15 protein-coding genes are annotated in these 18,662 nt (G+C 67.5%); 8 read left to right on the top strand and 7 right to left on the bottom strand.

Annotation, left to right across the window (positions count from 1 at the left end):
* Window positions 1-5 precede the first annotated feature (5 nt).
* On the bottom strand, window positions 6-629 hold the full coding sequence (locus LRH25_RS11125) for a response regulator transcription factor (RefSeq protein ID WP_141287582.1): 624 nt from the start codon (window positions 627-629) through the stop codon (window positions 6-8).
* Window positions 626-3,202, bottom strand: coding sequence for a PAS domain S-box protein (locus tag LRH25_RS11120; RefSeq protein WP_141287581.1), 2,577 nt, complete (start codon window positions 3,200-3,202; stop codon window positions 626-628). Before LRH25_RS11120 ends, LRH25_RS11125 begins: the two co-directional genes overlap by 4 nt.
* A gap of 224 nt (window positions 3,203-3,426) precedes the next feature.
* Between LRH25_RS11120 and aceE the strand changes: the two genes are divergently transcribed.
* The 3 genes from aceE to lpdA all read left to right on the top strand — a co-directional run bounded on the left by aceE (window position 3,427) and on the right by lpdA (window position 9,786).
* The gene (gene aceE / locus LRH25_RS11115) at window positions 3,427-6,135 is read left to right on the top strand and encodes a pyruvate dehydrogenase (acetyl-transferring), homodimeric type (RefSeq protein WP_141287580.1); all 2,709 of its coding nucleotides are present in this window, start codon (window positions 3,427-3,429) and stop codon (window positions 6,133-6,135) included.
* Between the two features lie 125 nt (window positions 6,136-6,260).
* Window positions 6,261-7,943: a dihydrolipoyllysine-residue acetyltransferase gene (gene aceF / locus LRH25_RS11110; protein WP_231011162.1), complete on the top strand. Its 1,683-nt coding sequence runs from the start codon at window positions 6,261-6,263 to the stop codon at window positions 7,941-7,943.
* Between the two features lie 13 nt (window positions 7,944-7,956).
* Window positions 7,957-9,786 carry a dihydrolipoyl dehydrogenase gene (lpdA, locus tag LRH25_RS11105; protein WP_141289931.1) on the top strand — a complete coding sequence of 610 codons (1,830 nt, stop codon included), beginning with the start codon at window positions 7,957-7,959 and terminating at the stop codon, window positions 9,784-9,786.
* Window positions 9,787-9,853: 67 nt separating this feature from the next.
* Here lpdA and LRH25_RS11100 read toward each other — a convergent pair whose 3' ends face one another.
* The 3 genes from LRH25_RS11100 to LRH25_RS11090 all read right to left on the bottom strand — a co-directional run bounded on the left by LRH25_RS11100 (window position 9,854) and on the right by LRH25_RS11090 (window position 13,002).
* Window positions 9,854-10,360, bottom strand: a complete 507-nt coding sequence (locus LRH25_RS11100) for a DUF6265 family protein (protein ID WP_141289932.1) — start codon at window positions 10,358-10,360, stop codon at window positions 9,854-9,856.
* Window positions 10,361-10,420: 60 nt separating this feature from the next.
* Entirely contained in the window at window positions 10,421-11,755 is a 1,335-nt protein-coding gene (locus LRH25_RS11095; protein WP_231011161.1) for a L,D-transpeptidase family protein, read from the bottom strand.
* 71 nt (window positions 11,756-11,826) lie between these two features.
* Window positions 11,827-13,002: a nuclear transport factor 2 family protein gene (locus tag LRH25_RS11090; protein ID WP_141290843.1), complete on the bottom strand. Its 1,176-nt coding sequence runs from the start codon at window positions 13,000-13,002 to the stop codon at window positions 11,827-11,829.
* A 230-nt stretch (window positions 13,003-13,232) separates the two neighbouring features.
* Between LRH25_RS11090 and LRH25_RS11085 the strand changes: the two genes are divergently transcribed.
* Both LRH25_RS11085 and LRH25_RS11080 read left to right on the top strand, forming a co-directional pair.
* A complete protein-coding gene (locus LRH25_RS11085) occupies window positions 13,233-15,164 on the top strand; it encodes a bifunctional diguanylate cyclase/phosphodiesterase (protein ID WP_231011160.1) in 1,932 nt (643 codons plus the stop codon).
* 61 nt (window positions 15,165-15,225) lie between these two features.
* Window positions 15,226-15,384 (top strand): oxidoreductase-like domain-containing protein, encoded by a 159-nt coding sequence (locus LRH25_RS11080; protein ID WP_141290368.1) that lies wholly within the window; start codon window positions 15,226-15,228, stop codon window positions 15,382-15,384.
* Window positions 15,385-15,400: 16 nt separating this feature from the next.
* Here LRH25_RS11080 and LRH25_RS11075 read toward each other — a convergent pair whose 3' ends face one another.
* A complete protein-coding gene (locus LRH25_RS11075; protein WP_141290366.1) occupies window positions 15,401-15,946 on the bottom strand; it encodes an NUDIX hydrolase in 546 nt (181 codons plus the stop codon).
* A 123-nt stretch (window positions 15,947-16,069) separates the two neighbouring features.
* Here LRH25_RS11075 and LRH25_RS11070 point away from each other — a divergent pair, with 123 nt between their 5' ends.
* From LRH25_RS11070 to pgeF, 3 genes are read left to right on the top strand one after another with little or no spacing between them, the layout of a single operon-like run.
* Complete coding sequence (locus tag LRH25_RS11070; RefSeq protein WP_141290364.1) at window positions 16,070-16,777, top strand: fumarylacetoacetate hydrolase family protein; 708 nt, start codon at window positions 16,070-16,072, stop codon at window positions 16,775-16,777.
* Window positions 16,778-16,790: 13 nt separating this feature from the next.
* Window positions 16,791-17,423: a maleylacetoacetate isomerase gene (maiA, locus tag LRH25_RS11065; RefSeq protein WP_141290372.1), complete on the top strand. Its 633-nt coding sequence runs from the start codon at window positions 16,791-16,793 to the stop codon at window positions 17,421-17,423.
* Window positions 17,413-18,228, top strand: a complete 816-nt coding sequence (pgeF, locus tag LRH25_RS11060; RefSeq protein ID WP_310742423.1) for a peptidoglycan editing factor PgeF — start codon at window positions 17,413-17,415, stop codon at window positions 18,226-18,228. The genes maiA and pgeF overlap by 11 nt, the downstream gene beginning before the upstream one ends.
* Before the next feature lie 11 nt (window positions 18,229-18,239).
* On the opposite strand, the gene LRH25_RS11055 is transcribed toward pgeF, so the two are convergent.
* Window positions 18,240-18,539: a hypothetical protein gene (locus LRH25_RS11055; RefSeq protein ID WP_231011159.1), complete on the bottom strand. Its 300-nt coding sequence runs from the start codon at window positions 18,537-18,539 to the stop codon at window positions 18,240-18,242.
* Window positions 18,540-18,662 lie beyond the last annotated feature (123 nt).

The raw sequence follows: 18,662 nt of genomic DNA, 5'->3' as shown, positions 1-18,662 counted from the left end.
CAAGTTCACCCCTTGTGGGATGCACCGAGGGCGATCTTCAGCAGATCGGCCACGGTGTTGGCGTTGAGCTTTTCCATGATGTTGGCGCGGTGCGCCTCCACCGTCTTGATGCTGATGCCCAGGTCGTCGGCAATCTGCTTGTTCAGGCGGCCGGCGACGATGCGCTCCAGCACCTGGGCTTCGCGGGTGGTCAGGCGAGACAGCAAGGCATCGCGGCTGGCCTGTTCCTGGTGTTGCGAGAAGGCCGAGCGGGCCTGGTCCAGCATGCGCTCGACCAGCGAAACCAGCTCTTCTTCCTTGAAGGGCTTCTCGATGAAGTCCATCGCGCCCTTCTTCATCGTGGTCACGGCCATCGGCACGTCGCCATGGCCGGTGATGAACACAACAGGCAGCGGGCTCTTGCGCTCCAGCAGCCGGTCCTGCAGTTCCAGGCCGCTCATGCCGTCCATGCGGATGTCGGCGATCAGGCAGGCGACTTCGCGCGGGTCGAAGCGGGACAGGAAGGATTCGGCGGAATCGAAGCACTTGACCCGATAGTCCTTGCCCTCCAGAAGCCACTGCAACGAGTCGCGCACGGCCTCATCGTCGTCGACCACGTAGACGGTACCTTTTTTGGGGATCAGGCTCATGAAGCTGTGGCGTTCGGGTTGGCTGCGGCTGCCACATCAGGTACCTCTGGCACCGGCTGGGCATCCACGCGCTGGGTCAGGTCAACAGGCAGGGTGAAGGCGAACCGGCACCCTGTCACGGTTGTGCCATTGTAGAGGTTCTGCGCCCGCATCCGGCCGCGGTGGGACTCGATGATGGACCGACACAGGGATAGCCCTATGCCCATGCCTTCGGCCTTGGTCGAGAAAAAGGCTTCGTAGAGGCGCGACAGCACCTCTTCCTTCATGCCCGGTCCCATGTCGCTGACGCTGAACTCGATCACGCCGCCTTCTTCGGCCGTGTGGCGCGGCACCACGCGCAGCTCGATGTTGCGGCGTGCGCTGGGCAGCCCGGCGCTGTCGATCGCTTCGGCGGCGTTCTTCAGCAGGTTCATCAGCACCTGCTCGATCAGGATCGGGTCGCACATCAGCGTGGGCAGGCGCTGCGCGACATAGGTGTGGATCGCCACCTTGCGCCGGCGCAGCTCGATGCCCGCCAGCTCGACCGCATCGTCGACGATCTCGCTGGCCTGCGAGGGCTGGCGCTGCGGCTCGCTCTTCTTCACGAAGGCCCGGATGCGGTGGATGATCTGCCCCGCGCGCTCGGCCTGGCGGCCGGTCTTCTGCAGCGCGGCGATCAGGTCTTCGGTGTTGATCGACTCGTTGCGCACCCGGCTGACCATGCCGTTGCAGTAGTTGTTGATCGCCGTCAGCGGCTGGTTCAGCTCGTGCGCGACCGACGAGGCCATCTCGCCCATGGTGATCAGCCGGCTGGTGACCTGGGCTTTCTCGGCCTGCTGCTGGGCCTGTTCCTCGACCCGGCGGCGGCTGGTGATGTCGGTGGCGATCAGCATCTGCGCCAGCCGGCCGTCGGTCCACTGCAGGTAGCGGGTGCGCACGTCGAACCACATTGCCAGCGGCTCGACGTAGATCTCGTGCGGGTGCGCGCCAGCTTCGGTCAGCTCCTGCGTCGGCAGGCCGGACAGGCCGTCGACCTCCTCGTCCGCCTCGGCCTGGTAGCTTTGCGCCGGCGTGCTGTGGGCGAGTTGCCCATGGCCACGGGCGTCGGCACCAAACCACAGCCGGTACGAGCGGTTGGCGAACAGCAGCTCGCCCTGCTGGACCGACAGCACCGACACCGCCGCGTCCAGCCCTTCCAGCACCGTGGTGAAGCGCTCGTGCGAGGCCGACAGCTGGTCGCGGATGCGCTTGGCCTCGGTGATGTTGGTCATCGAGGTCATCCAGCCGGTCTGCAGGCCGCGCGGGTCGATCAGCGGCGAGACGTACATGCGGGCGTCGAAGATCGAGCCATCCTTGCGCATGACCTTGACCTCGATGCCGCCGGCCGGGCTGCGGCCCTGCAGTTCCTGTTGCAGCAGTCGGGTGTTTTCCTCGACCCGGTCGGGCGGCCAATACGGGAAGGGCGGCTTGCCGTCCAGCAGGTCGGCCTCGGCGTAGCCTGTCATCGCGCAGAAGGCCGGGTTCACGTAGGTCACGCGGCCTTCCATGTCCATGGCCCGCATGCCGGTCAGCATGGAGTTTTCCATCGCCCGGCGGAAGTTGGTTTCCTGCGCCAGCGCGTTCTGGATCTGCGCCCGCCGCCGCATGTGCTTCCAGGTGCCCAGCAGCATCCAGACCGTCAGCACCGACAGGGCCACCACCATCCAGAACAGGGTGTTGCCGATCAGGCCGATGGAGGTGCGGTAGCCCTGGCCGCGCAGCATCAGGCCGTTGGCCATCGGCGCCAGCGGCACCTCATGCTGCAACGACGGGGGCACGACGGGCTGGCCCGGCATGGCCGTGACGGTGCTGGCCAGCGGCTGCAGCTCCGGCCCGACCACGCTGATGATGTGCCGGCGCGAAACTTCGCTGGGCACGTAGTAGCGCACCAGCGACTCGATCGAATATTCGACGATCAGCGTGCCGGCGAAGTTGCCGCGGTCGATCAGCGGCACCTGCACCTGGAAGACCGCCATGCCGTCGGCGTCGGTGAACGGGCGGGAGTACACCGGCTGGCGCGTGTCCCGTGCCGCGATAAAGGCGGCTTCTGACGCCAGTGCCAGGCCTTCGCCCGGGAAAGACGGGTTGTGCTTGGCGGGCTTTTCGGACGCAACCGATTCATAGGACAGCACCGCCTGGGAGGCGCGCACCTGGCGCTGCGCAGTGACCCAGGTCAGGTGGCGGACCTCGGGGCGCTCGCGCTGGAAGGCGGCGGCATGCGGCAGGAACTCCTCGGGCGCGATGTCGCGCGTTGCCAGCTCGCGCGCCATGCGCACCAGCTGTTCCTGGTTCTCGATCAGGTGCAGGCGGATCTGCTGCTGGGAGATTTCGGTGTCGCGCCGCAGTGCTTCGCCGGCCCGTTCAATCTCCTCGTTGCGCAGGTACCAGAAGGTGGCGGTGATGGTCGCGAGAAACATCAGCACCGAAATCAACGGGGCGATGGTTGCAAAGCGGTCCTGGCGCGAGGGAGATTGCTGCCGCCACCAGCGCCGGAACAGGCGGTGCAGCAGGCTGTTGGGGTGGCTGGCGGAAGGGATGTCTCGGGCAACGGGCATGGCGGGGCGATTATCGATGCCGCTTGCGGCTTGGGGCAGCGCCTGGGCCCGGGTTTTCGCGTGGGCCGGTGCTGCAGGTTTGCCCAACCATTGGGGCAGCCGGTTCCAGGCCTGAAGGAGGATGGCGAATTCATAATGTGAAAAGCACAATCGCAATTTGAAAATTCACGGACCCTGTGCCAAACTGCGCGCCGACCTTTTAGAACCCCGTTTGAGGAGACACCATGTCAGCCGTGCCTGAATCATTCTTGGGCGCGTCGGCCGTTGATGCCGATGCGCAAGAAACCCGTGAGTGGCTGGACGCCTTGTCCGCCGTCATCGATTCAGAGGGGCGTGATCGCGGCCATTTCCTGCTTGAGCAACTGCTCGAGCACGCCCGCCAACACGGCGTGGACCGCCCGTTCTCGGCCACCACCGGCTACGTCAACACGATCGAGCCGGAAGACGAAGCCCATTGCCTGGGCAACCTGGAAATCGAGGAGCGCCTGCGCGCCTACATGCGCTGGAACGCGATGGCCATGGTCGTCAAGGCCAACCGCCTGCACCCGGCCGATGGCGGCGACCTGGGTGGCCACATCTCGTCCTTCGCCTCGGTTGCCACGATGTTCGGTGCCGGCTTCAACCACTTCTGGCACGGCGACGACGGCGTGCACGGCGGTGACCTGCTCTACATCCAGGGCCACTCCTCGCCCGGCATCTATGCCCGCGCCTTCATGGAAGGCCGCATCAGCGAAGAGCAACTGCTGAACTTCCGCCAGGAAGTCGACGGCAAGGGCCTGTCCAGCTACCCGCATCCGAAGCTGATGCCCGAGTTCTGGCAGTTCCCCACCGTCTCGATGGGCCTGGGCCCGCTGATGGCGATCTACCAGGCACGCTTCCTGAAGTACCTGCATGCCCGCGGCATTGCCGACACTTCCAAGCGCAAGGTCTGGGTCTTCTGCGGCGACGGCGAGATGGACGAGCCGGAAAGCCTGGGTGCCATCGGCCTGGCCGCGCGCGAGAAGCTCGACAACCTGATCTTCATCGTCAACTGCAACCTGCAGCGCCTGGACGGCCCGGTGCGCGGCAACGGCAAGATCGTGCAGGAGCTGGAAGGTGAATTCCGCGGCGCCGGCTGGAACGTCATCAAGTTGCTGTGGGGCAGCTACTGGGACCCGCTGCTGGCGCGCGACAAGGATGGCCTGCTGAAGAAGGTCATGATGGAGACGCTGGACGGCGACTACCAGGCCATGAAGGCCAATGACGGCGCCTTCGTGCGCAAGAACTTCTTCGGCCGCCATCCCAAGCTGCTGGAAATGGTCGCCAAGATGAGCGACGACGACATCTGGCGCCTGCAGCGCGGCGGCCACGACCCGCAGAAGGTCTATGCGGCTTATCACAAGGCCGTGAACACCCAGGGCCAGCCGACGGTCATGCTGGTCAAGACCGTCAAGGGCTTCGGCATGGGCAAGGCCGGCGAGGGCAAGAACACCGCCCACCAGGCCAAGAAGCTGACCGACGAGGACATCAAGGCCTTCCGCGACCGCTTCAACATTCCCATTCCCGACAGCGAGCTGGCGTCGCTGCCGTTCTACAAGCCGGCCGAAGACACGCCGGAAATGCGCTACCTGCACGAGCGCCGCCAGGCCCTGGGCGGCTACCTGCCCAAGCGCCGCGTGAAGGCCGAAGAGGCGCTGCCGGTGCCGGACCTGCCGTTCTTCCAGTCGGTGCTGGACCCGACGGCCGAAGGCCGCGAGATCTCCACCACCCAGGCCTACGTGCGCTTCCTCGGCGCGCTGCTGCGCGACAAGCAGCTCGGCCCGCGTGTCGTGCCCATCCTGGTGGACGAGGCGCGCACCTTCGGCATGGAAGGCCTGTTCCGCCAGATCGGCATCTACAACCCCGAAGGCCAGAAGTACACGCCGCAGGACCGGGACCAGGTCTCCTACTACAAGGAAGACAAGGCCGGCCAGATCCTGCAAGAGGGCATCAACGAAGCGGGCGGCATGGGCTCCTGGATCGCCGCGGCCACGTCGTACTCGACGAACAACCGCGTGATGATCCCGTTCTATGTCTATTACTCGATGTTCGGCTTCCAGCGCATTGGCGACATGGCCTGGGCCGCGGGCGACATGCAGGCGCGCGGCTTCCTGCTGGGCGGCACTTCGGGCCGCACCACGCTGAACGGTGAAGGCCTGCAGCACGAAGACGGCCACAGCCACATCCTGGCCGGCACGATCCCGAACTGCGTCAGCTACGACCCGACCTTCGCGCACGAGGTCGGGGTGATCATGCAGCACGGCTTGAAGCGCATGGTCGAGAACCAGGAAAACGTCTTCTATTACCTGACCCTGCTGAACGAAAACTACCCGATGCCCGGCCTGAAGGCGGGCACCGAGGCAGAGATCATCAAGGGCATGTACCTGCTGGACGAGGCGGCCAAGGGCAAGAACGCCACCGTCAACCTGCTGGGCTCGGGCACCATCCTGCGTGAGTCGCAGGCGGCCAAGGAACTGCTGGAGAAGGACTGGGGCGTTGCGGCCAATGTATGGAGCTGCCCGAGCTTCAACGAACTGGCCCGCGACGGCCAGGCCTGCGAGCGCTGGAACCTGCTGCACCCGACTGAGACCGCGCACGTGCCGTTTGTCACGCAGCAACTCGGCGCGCATTCCGGCCCGGTCATCGCGTCGACCGACTACATGAAGAACTACGCCGAGCAGATCCGCGCCTTCATCCCCAAGGGCAAGACCTACAAGGTGCTGGGCACGGACGGCTTCGGCCGCAGCGACTTCCGCAGCAAGCTGCGCGAGCACTTCGAGATCAACCGGCACTACATCGTCGTCGCGACGCTGAAGGCGCTGGCCGACGAAGGCACGCTCCCGCTTGCCAAGGTGGCCGAGGCGATTGCCAAGTACGGCATCAAGGCCGACAAGATCAACCCGCTGTATGCGTGATCACCCCCGAGGCGCGTAGCGCCTCCCCCTCAAGGGGGCGCGCCTGCAGACCGGCAAAGCCGGCTCTGCGGACGCCGCGGGAATTGATTGACGCGTTGCGTAGTGAATTCAACGGAGACATCCGAATGGCATTGGTAGAAGTGAAAGTCCCGGACATCGGAGACTTCAAGGACGTGGCCATCATCGAGCTGCTGGTCCAGGTTGGCGACACCATCAAGCCCGAGCAGAGCCTGGTGACGGTCGAGAGCGACAAGGCCTCGATGGAAATCCCGGCCTCGACCGGCGGCGTGGTCAAGGAACTGAAGGTCAAGCTGGGTGACACCATCAGCGAAGGCTCCGTGCTGCTGACGGTGGAAGCAGAAGGCGCCGCTGCACCTGCTACCGCGCCCGCGCCAGCTGCTGCCGCAGCGGCTCCGGCGCCTGCACCCGCACAAGCTGCCGCACCGGCGCCTGCGCCGGTTGCAGCGCCGGCTGGCCCGTCGCGCATCGAGGTCGTCGTGCCCGACATCGGCGACTTCAAGGACGTGGCCATCATTGAGCTGCTGGTCAAGGTCGGCGACACGGTCAAGGCCGAGCAAAGCCTGCTCACCGTCGAGAGCGACAAGGCCTCGATGGAGATTCCCTCGTCGCATGCCGGCGTGGTCAAGGAACTGAAGGTGGCGCTGGGCGACAAGATCAACCAGGGCCAGCTGATTGCCGTGCTGGAAGGCGAGGGCGCTGCTGCGCCTGCGCCGGCCGCAGCACCCGCACAGGCCGCCGCCGCGGCGAGCCCGGCGCCAGCCACGCTCACCAGCGCCCCGGTCGAGCGCACCGCGCCCACCGCGGCGCTGCCCGCGCACGAACCCGGCACGCCCAATGGCCAATTGCCGCACGCCTCGCCCAGCATCCGCAAGTTCGCCCGTGAACTGGGCGTGCCGCTGGCCGAGGTCAAGGGCTCCGGCCCCAAGGGTCGCATCACCCAGGGCGACCTCGAAGGCTTCGTCAAGAACGTGATGGCCGGCGCGGTGCAGACGGTCGCGCAAAAGGCCAAGGCACCTGCAGCGGCGACGGGCGGCGGCGCCTTCCCGGGCCTGTTGCCATGGCCCAAGGTGGACTTCGAGAAGTTCGGCCCGATCGAGCGCAAGGACATGAGCCGGATCAAGAAGATCTCCGGCGCCAACCTGCACCGCAACTGGGTCGTGATCCCGCACGTCACCAACCACGACGACGCGGACATCACCGATCTGGAAGCCTTCCGCGTGCAGCTCAACAAGGAAAACGAGAAGAGCGGCATCAAGGTCACGATGCTGGCTTTCATGATCAAGGCCACCGTGGCCGCGCTGAAGAAGTTCCCCGAGTTCAACGCCAGCCTGGAAGGCGAGGGCGACGCGCAGAAGCTGGTGATGAAGCAGTACTTCCACATCGGCTTTGCGGCGGACACGCCCAATGGCCTTGTGGTGCCGGTGATCAAGGATGCCGACAAGAAGGGCATCTTCCAGATCAGCCAGGAAATGAGCGACCTGGCCAAGAAGGCACGCGACGGCAAGCTGGGTCCGGCCGACATGAGCGGCGGCTGCTTCAGCATCTCCAGCCTGGGTGGCATTGGCGGCAAGTACTTCACGCCCATCATCAACGCGCCTGAAGTCGCCATCATGGGCGTCTGCAAGAGCAGCATCGAGCCGGTATGGGACGGCAAGGCCTTCCAGCCGCGCCTGATCCTGCCGCTGTCGCTGAGCTGGGACCACCGCGTGATCGACGGCGCCGCAGCCGCTCGATTCAATGTGTATTTCGCTTCGTTGCTGGCGGACTTCCGCCGCATCGCACTTTGATCAGGAGCACGACATGGCACTGATCGAAGTGAAAGTCCCGGACATTGGCGACTTCAAGGACGTGGGCGTCATCGAGTTGCTGGTCAAGCCCGGCGACACGGTGAAAGCCGACCAGAGCCTGATCACGGTGGAGAGCGACAAGGCCTCGATGGAAATCCCGTCGTCGCACGCCGGCGTGGTCAAGGAACTGAAGCTGAAGGTGGGCGATGTGGTCAACCAGGGCTCGGCGATCCTGATGCTGGAAGCGGCCGAAGCAGGCGCTGCGGCACCTGCACCTGCAGCCGCGGCTTCCGCACCCGCACCGGCTCCGGCTCCGGCGCCCACCGCTGTGAGCGCACCCGCACCTGCGGGCTCGTACAGCGGCGCGGTCGACCTCGAATGCGACCTCGTCGTGCTCGGCGCCGGCCCTGGCGGCTACTCCGCCGCCTTCCGCGCTGCTGACCTCGGCCTGAAGGTCGTCATCGTCGAGCGTTACGCCACGCTGGGCGGCGTCTGCCTGAACGTCGGCTGCATCCCGTCCAAGGCGCTGCTGCACGTGGCCGCGGTGATGGACGAAGTCAGCCACATGGCAGCCCTCGGCGTCGAGTTCGGCGCGCCCGAGCTGGACATCGACAAGCTGCGCGGCCACAAGGACAAGGTCGTCGGCAAGCTGACAGGCGGCCTCACGGCCATGGCCAAGATGCGCAAGGTCACGACCGTGCGCGGCGTCGGCCAGTTCATCGATCCGTACCACCTGCAGGTCGAAGAGACCGAAGGTGCGGAGGGCCAGGCCAAGACCGGCGCGAAGAAGGTCGTTCGCTTCAACAACGCCATCATCGCCGCCGGCTCGCAGGCGGTGCGCCTGCCGTTCTTCCCGCAGGACGAGCGCATCGTCGACTCCACCGGCGCGCTGAACCTGAAGGCGGTGCCGAAGAAGATGTTGATCGTCGGTGGCGGCATCATCGGGTTGGAAATGGGCACGGTGTACTCCACGCTGGGTGCGCGCCTGGACGTGGTCGAAATGCTGGATGGCCTGATGCAGGGCGCCGACCGCGACCTGGTGAAGGTCTGGCAGAAGCTCAATGCGCCACGCTTCGACAACATCATGTTGAAGACCAAGACCGTGGGTGCGACAGCCACGCCCGAAGGCATCAAGGTGCAGTTCGAGGCGGCTGACGGGACCAAGAGCGAGCAGACCTACGACCTGGTGCTGCAGGCCGTGGGCCGCACGCCCAACGGCAAGAAGATCGGCGCTGAAGACGCCGGTGTGGCCGTTGGCGACCGTGGCTTCATCCCGGTCGATGTGCAGATGCGCACCAACGTGCGCCACATCTTCGCCATTGGCGACCTGGTGGGCCAGCCGATGCTGGCGCACAAGGCGGTCCATGAAGGCCACGTCGCCGCGGAAGTCATCGCCGGTGAGATCAAGGGCGACGATGCACTGGCCAAGAGCCAGTTCGACGCTCGCGTGATCCCCAGCGTGGCCTACACCGACCCGGAAGTCGCGTGGGTCGGCCTCACAGAGGACCAGGCCAAGGCGCAAGGCATCAAGGTCAAGAAGGGCCTGTTCCCGTGGACGGCCTCGGGCCGCGCCATTGCCAACGGCCGCGACGAAGGCTTCACCAAGCTGCTGTTCGACGATTCGCCCGAGGCCCACGGCCATGGCCGCATCCTGGGCGGCGGCATCGTCGGCACGCATGCCGGCGACATGATCGGCGAGATCGCGCTGGCCATCGAGATGGGCGCGGACGCAGTGGACATCGGCAAGACCATCCACCCGCACCCGACGCTGGGAGAAAGCCTAGGCATGGCGGCGGAAGTGGCACATGGCTCCTGCACGGACCTGCCGCCGCAGAAGCGCTGATTCGGCGCTTCTCCGCAAAACCCCGAGGAGCCGCACCCGCAAGGGCCGGCTCCTTTTCATTTCCAGCTCAGCGCGGCCCGTCGCAGGCGATGCGCTTCATCGGAAAGTCGATGCCACGCAACTCGCCGTTCCGTGGGCCTTCGATGCGCGCCAGCAGCCGGTCGTTGCCCACCGCCTGGTAGATCACCGTCTGCGGGAAGTCGTGCTGCGGGTTGCTGAAGCGCGCCTGGCGCTCACCGGCGGCGGCCAGCGCAAAGGCGGTCGGCGGCCGGCCTTGCGGCTGCGCCACGAAGCTGAGCTTGCCGCTCGCGTCCAGCTGGAACTGCATGAACTCGAACTCGCGCAGCTGGCCGCGCTGCAGCGTACGGCTCATGCCCAGCATTGCGCCGCCGGCCGGCGCCATCCATTGCTCCACCGTGCCGGCTTCGCCGCCGTCGAGCTGCCAGCAGCCGGCCAGCCAGGCCACCGGGGTGAACGGGTCAGCGGTGACCTGGCCGTGCAGGGTTGGACTGGTGACCACCAGCAAGGTGGCGCTGGCCAGCGCGGCCGGCCACTGGCGTGAAGCAGGGAACATGAGCGGCTCCGGCAGTGATGCCGGAGATTGTGGTCCGGCCGCGCTTGCGCGACCAGACGCTCAGCGCACCGGGCCTTCGGCGACGATGCGCCAGTCCGCGCCTTGCTGGCCCCAGTACTGGCGCACCACGCGGTCGCGCTTGACTGTGGCGCCCGCGCGTTCGCGGAAGGTCACGACCAGCATGGGCGTGTGGTCGTGCCAGGTCAGCACGCTCACTTCGTCGACCGCGGCCGGTGGCACCTGCAGCCGGCTGCGAAAGCGCTCGGCCTGTTCGCCGGTGACGGCCAGTGTGGCATTGGGTGCGTACAGCGGGTCCAGCAGCGCGGGCGTGCCTTGCAGCCGCGCGCGCTGCCAGGCGCTCCAGGCCTGCTCGAAGCTGGCTGGCAAAGCGCCGGCCTGGGCAGGCGCCACCCAGTGGATCTCGCGGGTGATGACCACGGGCGTGTCGCGTTCGGGCAGCGTGGCCATCAGGCGCAGCAGGTCGTCGTTGGCCATCGCCACGCAGCCGTCGCTGTCCAGCGGTGGGCGGGAGTAGGTGCCGATCGGCACGCCATGCAGCAGGATGCCGCTGCCGGTGCGGCCGTCGTTGCGGTCCAGCGCGTTCGGGTAGTTCAGCGGCAGCGCACCGGCACCGAAGCGGATGTCCAACTGCGCGGGCGCCACGGCGTTCAGCGTGTAGTACACCCCCAGCGGCGTTTTCTGGTCGCCCTCGGCTTGCTTATCCACGCCCTGCTTGCCGACCGAGACATAAAAGTCCTGTACCAGTTGCAGCCCTTGCACGTCATGGCGGAACAGGTACAGGCGTGAGCGCGAGGCGTCCACCACGATGGCATGCGGCACCGAGGCTGGTAGCCGCACCAGCTCGGCCGGTACCAGACCGGCGGGCGGGCGCTGCTGCAGCGCGTGCAGGCGGGCAGCGGCTTCCTGTTGCAGACCGGTCAGGGCGTCCCCCGTGGCAGAAGCCTCGGGTGCAACGGCCATCGCCGCGGCCGGCCGGCCGAAGCCCGCCAGCGGCTGCACATGGGCCGCCAGCAGGTCGGCATGCAGCAGCTGGCCGAGGCGGAACTGCGGGTAGTCACGGGCCAGCGCGGTGGTGACCTGCAGCGCAGCGTCCAGCCGGCGCTCGCCCACCAGCCGGTAGGCGGCCAGCAGGCGGCTTTCGGCGCTGCCGCTCAGGGCTTCGGGCTCGGCGACCTCGCTGTCGCGCCAGGTGGGCAGTTCGTCGGCCAGCTTCAGCTTGCCGCTGCCGCGCAATGCGTCAGGGGCGACGGCTGCGCGGGCGTCCCAGGCGTGGCGGCCTTGCGCGGCCCAGCCGAGCAACACGGCGCCGGCCACCAGGCTCAGCAGCCATGCGCCGCGGCGCCGGGTCGTCAGGGGGCGTTGTTCACTCGTCATCGAATCAGGTCAGGGGCGGCGGGTCAGCGCATGTCAGGCCGCCACCAGGGCAGGGCCGGTGGCGGGCAGGCTCACCCGCCAACGGACTCTTGCTTGATTTGCCATTTTCCGTGATCCGAGCGCTGCATTTCCAGCGTTTTGCGACCTGTCGTGCTCAAAGTGTCCGAGCTGTAGGCCTGGCGGAATCGCACCGTGGCCTGATTGCCCTTGACCTGCACGCTCATGTCCGCCAGCTCGACGCGGATCTTCTTGCGCGGCGCGATGCGGGCCTCGCGGTCCTGTTCCCAGGCCTTGCGGGAGGCGGCGCTGCCCTTGAAGTCCGGCGCGTAGGCTGCGAAATAGCCGCTCATGTCACGGCTGCTCCAGGCGGCGGCCCAGGCCTTGACGGCGGCCTCGACCTCGGCCTGGCCTTCCGGTGCGGCGGCTGGCGTCGGCTTGGCCGCTTCAGGTTTGGTGGCTTCGACCTTGGCGGGTTCCGGTTTCGGCCTGGCCATGGCCGCCGCCGTGCTGGCCGACGCTGAGGCAGCGGAAGGCGCGATCGCTGGTGTTGGTGCCGGTACCGACGGGGCCACGGCAGGTGCAGCGGCGATGACCGGCGGCTTTTTGCTCGGCATCGGCGGCGGGGCCACATTGGGCGCGGCCGTCAGTTCACGCAGCAGTGCCAGCTTGGGTGCGCTGGTGGCATCGTTCTTGTCCAGCTGCAGCGCCTTGTTGTAGGCCTGGCTGGCGAGCTGGGCGTAGACGTCGCCCAGGTTCTGGTAGGCGGTGGCGTAGGTCGGATTGGTGCGGATCGCCTTGTCCAGCGCTTCGCGGGCCTTGTCGTAGTCACCCATGGAGCCGTAGATCACGGCCATGTTGTTGTACGGCGCCGGCATGTCCGGGTGGTCTTCGACCAGCTTCTGGAACACCGTCAGCGCCTCCTGCTTGCGGTCCAGCATGGACAGCGCGACGCCGCGGCGAAAGCGCATCTGCGCGTCCTTGGGGTTGCGGGCCAGGGTTTCGTCGATCAGCTTGAGCGCCTGCGCGTGCTGGCCTTCGCGGATCAGGCGCTGCACTTCGCTTGCTTCGGGTGACGCCGCGGCCGGCTTTGAGGCCGCCGCCGGGGCGGTGGTCTGTGCGCCTGCGGGCAGGCTGACCAGCGCGCTCAGGGCCAGCAGCCAGCCACAGCTCAGGCTTCGCACCGGCCCGGCGGCCCGGTCAGCGTGAAGAATCGCCTGGGACGCAAGTGGGGCACGGGCAAACAGCATGGGCAGGCGGTCAGGTGGCAAGTGGGCAGGCAAGCAACAAAATGGGCCGGGCGGCGACTGGCGCTGCCCAAAGCCCGCCGAGTCTATCCAAATTCGCGTGTTTCACTGGGACGAACCGCGCTGGGCATGCGCAAAGCCTGCGGGTTATGCCCCGTTTCTGCGTCGATTTTGCAGCTTTGATGCCGGCCGGGAGAAGGTATAAGGGCGACAGAGGAAACGGAAACCTGCCCATGAGTTTGATTCGCCAAGTCTGGTTGCTGCTGCTGCTGACGCTGACGCTGGCTTTTGCCGGCGCCTTCGGCCTGTCCATGTTGTCGGCCCGGCAATACCTGGCCACGCAACTGGCCATGAAGAACCACGACAGCGCGCAATCGCTGGCCCAGACGCTGGCGGGCCAGCATGGCGACCTGCCAAGCATGGCCGCCACGCTGGACCGCCAGTTCGAGATCGGCTTCTACGAGCACCTGCGGCTGCGCACGCCGCAAGGCGGCACGCTGCTGTCGCGCGAAGCGCCGCCGATGGCCGATGGCGTGCCGGACTGGTTTGCCGACCTGCTGTCGCTGAACGTGACCCAGGGCCTGGCGCCGGTGGTGGCCGACGGCGTCAGCGTGGGCTCGCTGGAAGTGCGGGGCAACACCCGCTTTGCCTACCGCGAACTGTGGCGCGGCATGCTGCGCACGCTGACCGCGTTTGCGCTGCTGGCGATTGCGCTGGGTGCGCTGGCCCACCTGCTGCTGCGCCGCATCCGGGTGCCGCTGGAAGCCACGGTGCGCCAGGCCCAGGCCTTGACCGAGCGGCGCTTCATCACCGTCAGCGAACCTTCGGTGCCCGAGCTGCGCAACGTGACCCGGGCGATGAACCTGATGGTCGACCGCCTCAAGGCCATGTTCGACGAGCAGGCCGGCCAGGTCGAGATGCTGCGGCGCCAGGCCAATTGCGACCCGCTGACCGGCGTCTCCAACCGGCCGCATTTCATGAGCCGGCTCAAGGGCCTGCTGAGTTCGGAAGACGGCGTGGCCGGTGGCGCGCTGCTGCTGGTGCGCATCAGCGACCTGCAGGGCCTGAACCGCCGCTTGGGCCGCGTGGCGACCGACGCGATGCTGCGCGATGCCGGCCACGCGATCATCGACTCCGCCACGCGTGTCGGTTCCTTCGAGGTCGGCCGGCTGAACGGCTCCGACTTCGCGATGCTGCTGCCCGAAGCGGCGTCCCTGCGTGAACCTGCGGTGGACGTGTCGGCCCGGCTGCGCAGCCTGTTGCGCGAGTCCGGCCGCGAGCGGCTGGGCGGCGTCTCGGCCGTGGTCGGCGCGGTGCGCTGGTGGCATGGCGCGCCCATTTCATCGCTGCTGGCCGCGGCCGACCAGGCGCTGGCGCGGGCCGAGGCCAAGGGCGCATTTGCGGTCGAACTGGACGACACCGGCGACGGCGTGATGCTGGGCGAAGACAGCTGGCGCTCGCGCATCGAGGCCGCGTTGACGGCAGAGCGCGCGCACCTGGTCGAATTCCCGCTGATCGACGCGTCCCGCGCCGTGCTGCTGCGCGAATGCCCGCTGCGCCTGCAGCTCGACGAAGGGGCGGAGCCGCTGTCCGGTGCCAAGTGGTTGCCGATGGCGCGCCGCACCCAGCTGACCGCCCGCATCGACCTGGTCGCTGCCGACCTGGCCTTGCGCGCGATCGCCCGCGACGGCATCCCCCGTTCGGTCAACCTCAGCCCGCACTCGCTGAAAGACAGCGCGCTGATGCCGCAGCTGCGCAGCCTGCTGGACCTGCACCGCGCGGCCTCGCCCGGCCTGTGGCTCGAAGTGGATGAAGCCGGCGCGTTCAACGAACTGCGCCTGCTGCGCGAACTGGTCAGCATGGCGCATGCCCATGGCGCCCGTGTCGGTCTGGAACATGCTGGCGAACACATCGCCGAACCCGGCGTGCTGCTGGAGGCCGGTCTCGACTTCATCAAGCTCGACGCCAGCGTGACCGAAGGCCTGGCCCACGACGACGCCCGCATCCAGCACGTGGCCAGCAGCGTGCGCATGCTGCACGGCCTTGACCTGAAGGTGTACGCCGAAGGTGTGGCCGACGCCGCCGACGCCGACGCGCTGTGGCAATGCAACATCGACGGCATCACCGGCCCGGCCGCGGTGCCGGCCGACGCGCTGGCGGCCTGAGGGCCGACCCACCATACCGAACTCAGCCGTGGACGCCGCACCGACGCCCGCCGCCGACCCGATGCCCACGCCCCCGTTCCAGCCCGACCTGGACGCCTGCTGCGGCAATGGCTGCGACCCTTGCGTGTTCGACCTCTACGACCTCGCAATGGACGAGTACCGCCAGGCGATGCGCGCCTGGCGGGCGCGGCATCCCGATTCGGCGACGGGCAGCTCCTGACGCGAAACGCGGGCAGCTACAGGATGTCGCCGGTGTGCACCTCGAAGCGGCCGGTCTTGCGGTCTTCGAAGTAGTGCAGCAGGGTGTCGCGCACGGTGCGGAAGGCGATTTCGTCCCAGGGGATTTCGTCTTCGCGGAAGAGCTTGGCTTCCAGGGTTTCGGGGCCGGGGTTCAGCGTGGTGTCCAGCATGCGGGCCAGGTAGAACAGGTGCACCTGGCCGACGCGCGGCACGCTCAGCACGGTGAACAGGCCCTGCATCTCGATCTGCGCGCCGGCTTCTTCGTCGGTTTCGCGTTCTGCACCCTGGGCCGTGGTTTCGCCCAGCTCCATGAACCCGGCCGGCAGCGTCCACAGGCCGTAGCGCGGCTCGATGGCGCGGCGGCACAGCAGCACCTGGTCCTGCCAGACCGGCACAGTGCCCACCACGTTGAGGGGGTTTTCGTAGTGCACGGTGTGGCACTGGCTGCAAACCGCGCGCGGCCGGCTGTCGTCCGCTGGCACGATGTAGGCGGTGGGCGAACCGCAGGCGCGGCAGTGACGAATGGAGCGCTCGAGCAGCATGGCTTTGCAGTGTAGCGGGCAGGCCGCAGCGCTTTGCCGGCTGCATGGCATCATCGTCGTCCACCCTTCGTTTTCCCCCTCATTTGCCGCCGGTAGCCGCCACGGCGCCGGCTCCGTGCCGCCATGAGCCTTGTCTTTCCCGCCCCCGCCGTCATCACCGTGCCAGTCGCCGGCGCCAGCAGCGATCAATTCCCGGTTCGCCGCATCTATTGCGTCGGCCGCAACTACGCCGAACACGCCATCGAGATGGGTGCCACCGGCCGCGAGCCGCCGTTCTTCTTCATGAAGCCGGCCGACGCGATCCTGGCCGTGCCGCAGGGCGAGACCGGCCACATGGCCTACCCGACGCTGACCCACAGCCTGCACCACGAAGTGGAACTGGTGGTGGCCATCGGAAAGGGCGGCAAGGACATCAGCGCCGAAGCCGCAGGCGAGCACATCTGGGGCTACGCCATCGGCCTGGACATGACCCGCCGCGACCTGCAGAACGACATGAAGAAGCAGGGCCGCTCGTGGGAGATCGGCAAGGCTTTCGAGCAGTCCGCGCCCATCGGCCCGCTGCATCCGGTCGCCAGCACCGGCGAGCTGACCAGCGGCGCGATCACACTGGAAGTCAATGGCGAGCTGCGCCAGCGAGGCGACCTGTCGGACCTGATCTGGAACGTGCGCGAGACCATCGCGGTGCTGAGCCAGGGCTGGGAACTGGCGCCCGGTGACCTGATCTACACCGGCACGCCGGCAGGGGTTGGCGCGGTCAAGGTGGGTGACACGCTGCGCTGCGAGATCACCGGACTGGGCAGCCTGGTGGTCGAGATCGTTGCAGGTGCGTGACACGAAACCCGTGATGGAGCTCTACAACTACTTCCGCTCGGCGGCCTCGTACCGGGTGCGCATTGCGTTGGCGCTCAAGGGCCTGGCCTATGACTACAAGCCGGTGCACCTGGCACGCAGCGAGCAGATGGGCGAGTCCTACGCCGCCGTGTCGGCCACCCGGCTGGTGCCGCTGCTGCGCGACGGTGAAGCCTCGGTGCACCAGTCGCTGGCCATCATCGAGTACCTGGACGAGACGCACCCCGAGCCACCGCTGCTGCCGGCGGACCCGCTGGGCCGGGCCCAGGCCCGCGCGCTGGCGCTGGACATGGCTTGCGAGATTCACCCGCTGAACAACCTGCGCGTGCTGCGCTACCTGGTCAAGGACCTGGGCCTGTCGGAAGAGGACAAGACCCGCTGGTACCGGCATTGGACCGAGACCGGCCTGGCCACGGTCGAGCGCCAGTTGCAAGTGCAGGCGGGCCGCTTCAGCATGGGCGACACGCCGGGGCTGGTCGACTGCGTGCTGGTGCCGCAGATCTTCAACGCCCAGCGTTTCCAGTGCCGGCTGGACCATGTGCCGCAGGTCATGAAGGTCTTCGACGCCTGCATGGCCTTGCCAGCGTTCAGCGAGACGCATCCAGCGCGCTGTCCCGATGCCGAATGAGTTGGTGACGGATTCGATCTGGCTGCACGCCAGCGGTTTGCCGGCGGAGGCTGCAGGGTTGATGAGCACCCGGGCCGGCGGCGTCAGCCTTGGACCGTGGGCCAGCCTGAACCTGCGGCCACCGGGCCTGCGCGGCGACAACCTCGACGTGCCCGAGTCGATCTGGCGCAACCAGCAGCGTTTTGCCGCCGCGCTGGGCGGCGCCAAGCCTGTCTACCTGGACCAGGTGCACGGCACGCGGGTGGTGCACCTGCGGGCCGGTGAAACTCCGGTGGACGCGCAAGGCCGGTCGACCGAGTTCTGGCAAGCCGACGCCAGCATCACCACCGAGCGCGGCCTGGCCTGCACGGTGCTGGTGGCCGACTGCCTGCCGGTGCTGTTTTCGGCGCCGCAGGGGCGGGCGGTGGGCGCTGCGCACGCGGGTTGGCGCGGGCTGGCGGGTGGTGTGCTGCAGGCCACGCTGGCGGCGCTCTGTGAAGCCGCGGGCTGCAAGCCCTCGGAAGTGACGACCTGGCTGGGCGCTTGCATCGGGCCGCAGCGCTTCGAGGTGGGAGACGAGGTGCGCATCGCGTTCGGCGCCGAACCGGGCGACCCCTGCTTCCGGTCAGTTGCCACGCCGGAAGGCTTGCCGCCGAAATGGTGGGCCGACCTGCCGGGCCTGGCGCGCCGGCGGCTGCGCGCGGCTGGCGTGCAGCAGATCGGCGGGGGCCAGTGGTGCACCGCGAGCGATGCCGTGCGCTTCTACTCCTACCGGCGTGACACCGGTGTGACCGGCCGGCACGCTGCGGCCATCTGGCGACGCTGAGTCGCCCGCCTTCAATCGGGCGTCGGGGCCGCGCGATCGTTGACAGATGGGTTGACAGAAGGGTCGACAGACGGCTTGCCAGCCGGACCGGGCTGCGCGGCGCGCTCGGCCTCCCACTGTTGCTGTTCGGCCAGTCTGCGAGCACGCCGTCGCATGGGCGCGCCCATGACATAGAGCAAGATGGCCAGTGGCATCACGCCGTATAACAAGAAGGTGAAAAGCGCGCCCAGCACGCTGCCCTCGGTGGCGGTGGCCTCGGCCAGCGCCATCATCAGCGCGACGAAGATCCAAGCGGCAGCAACGATGTGCATTTTTCGGGATGTGATTCGCAATATCGCTTAACGGAAATTAAGGCCTTGCTGCGGTAAGCTGCATCAGGGCCTCCGGCCTTGCCGCATGCGGCAAGTGACCGTGGGGCTGATCAACAGGAGACA

The organism is Ideonella azotifigens, from assembly GCF_021043325.1.
GTDB lineage: Bacteria > Pseudomonadota > Gammaproteobacteria > Burkholderiales > Burkholderiaceae_C > Ideonella > Ideonella azotifigens.
This window is presented reverse-complemented; position numbering and strand designations above follow the sequence as displayed.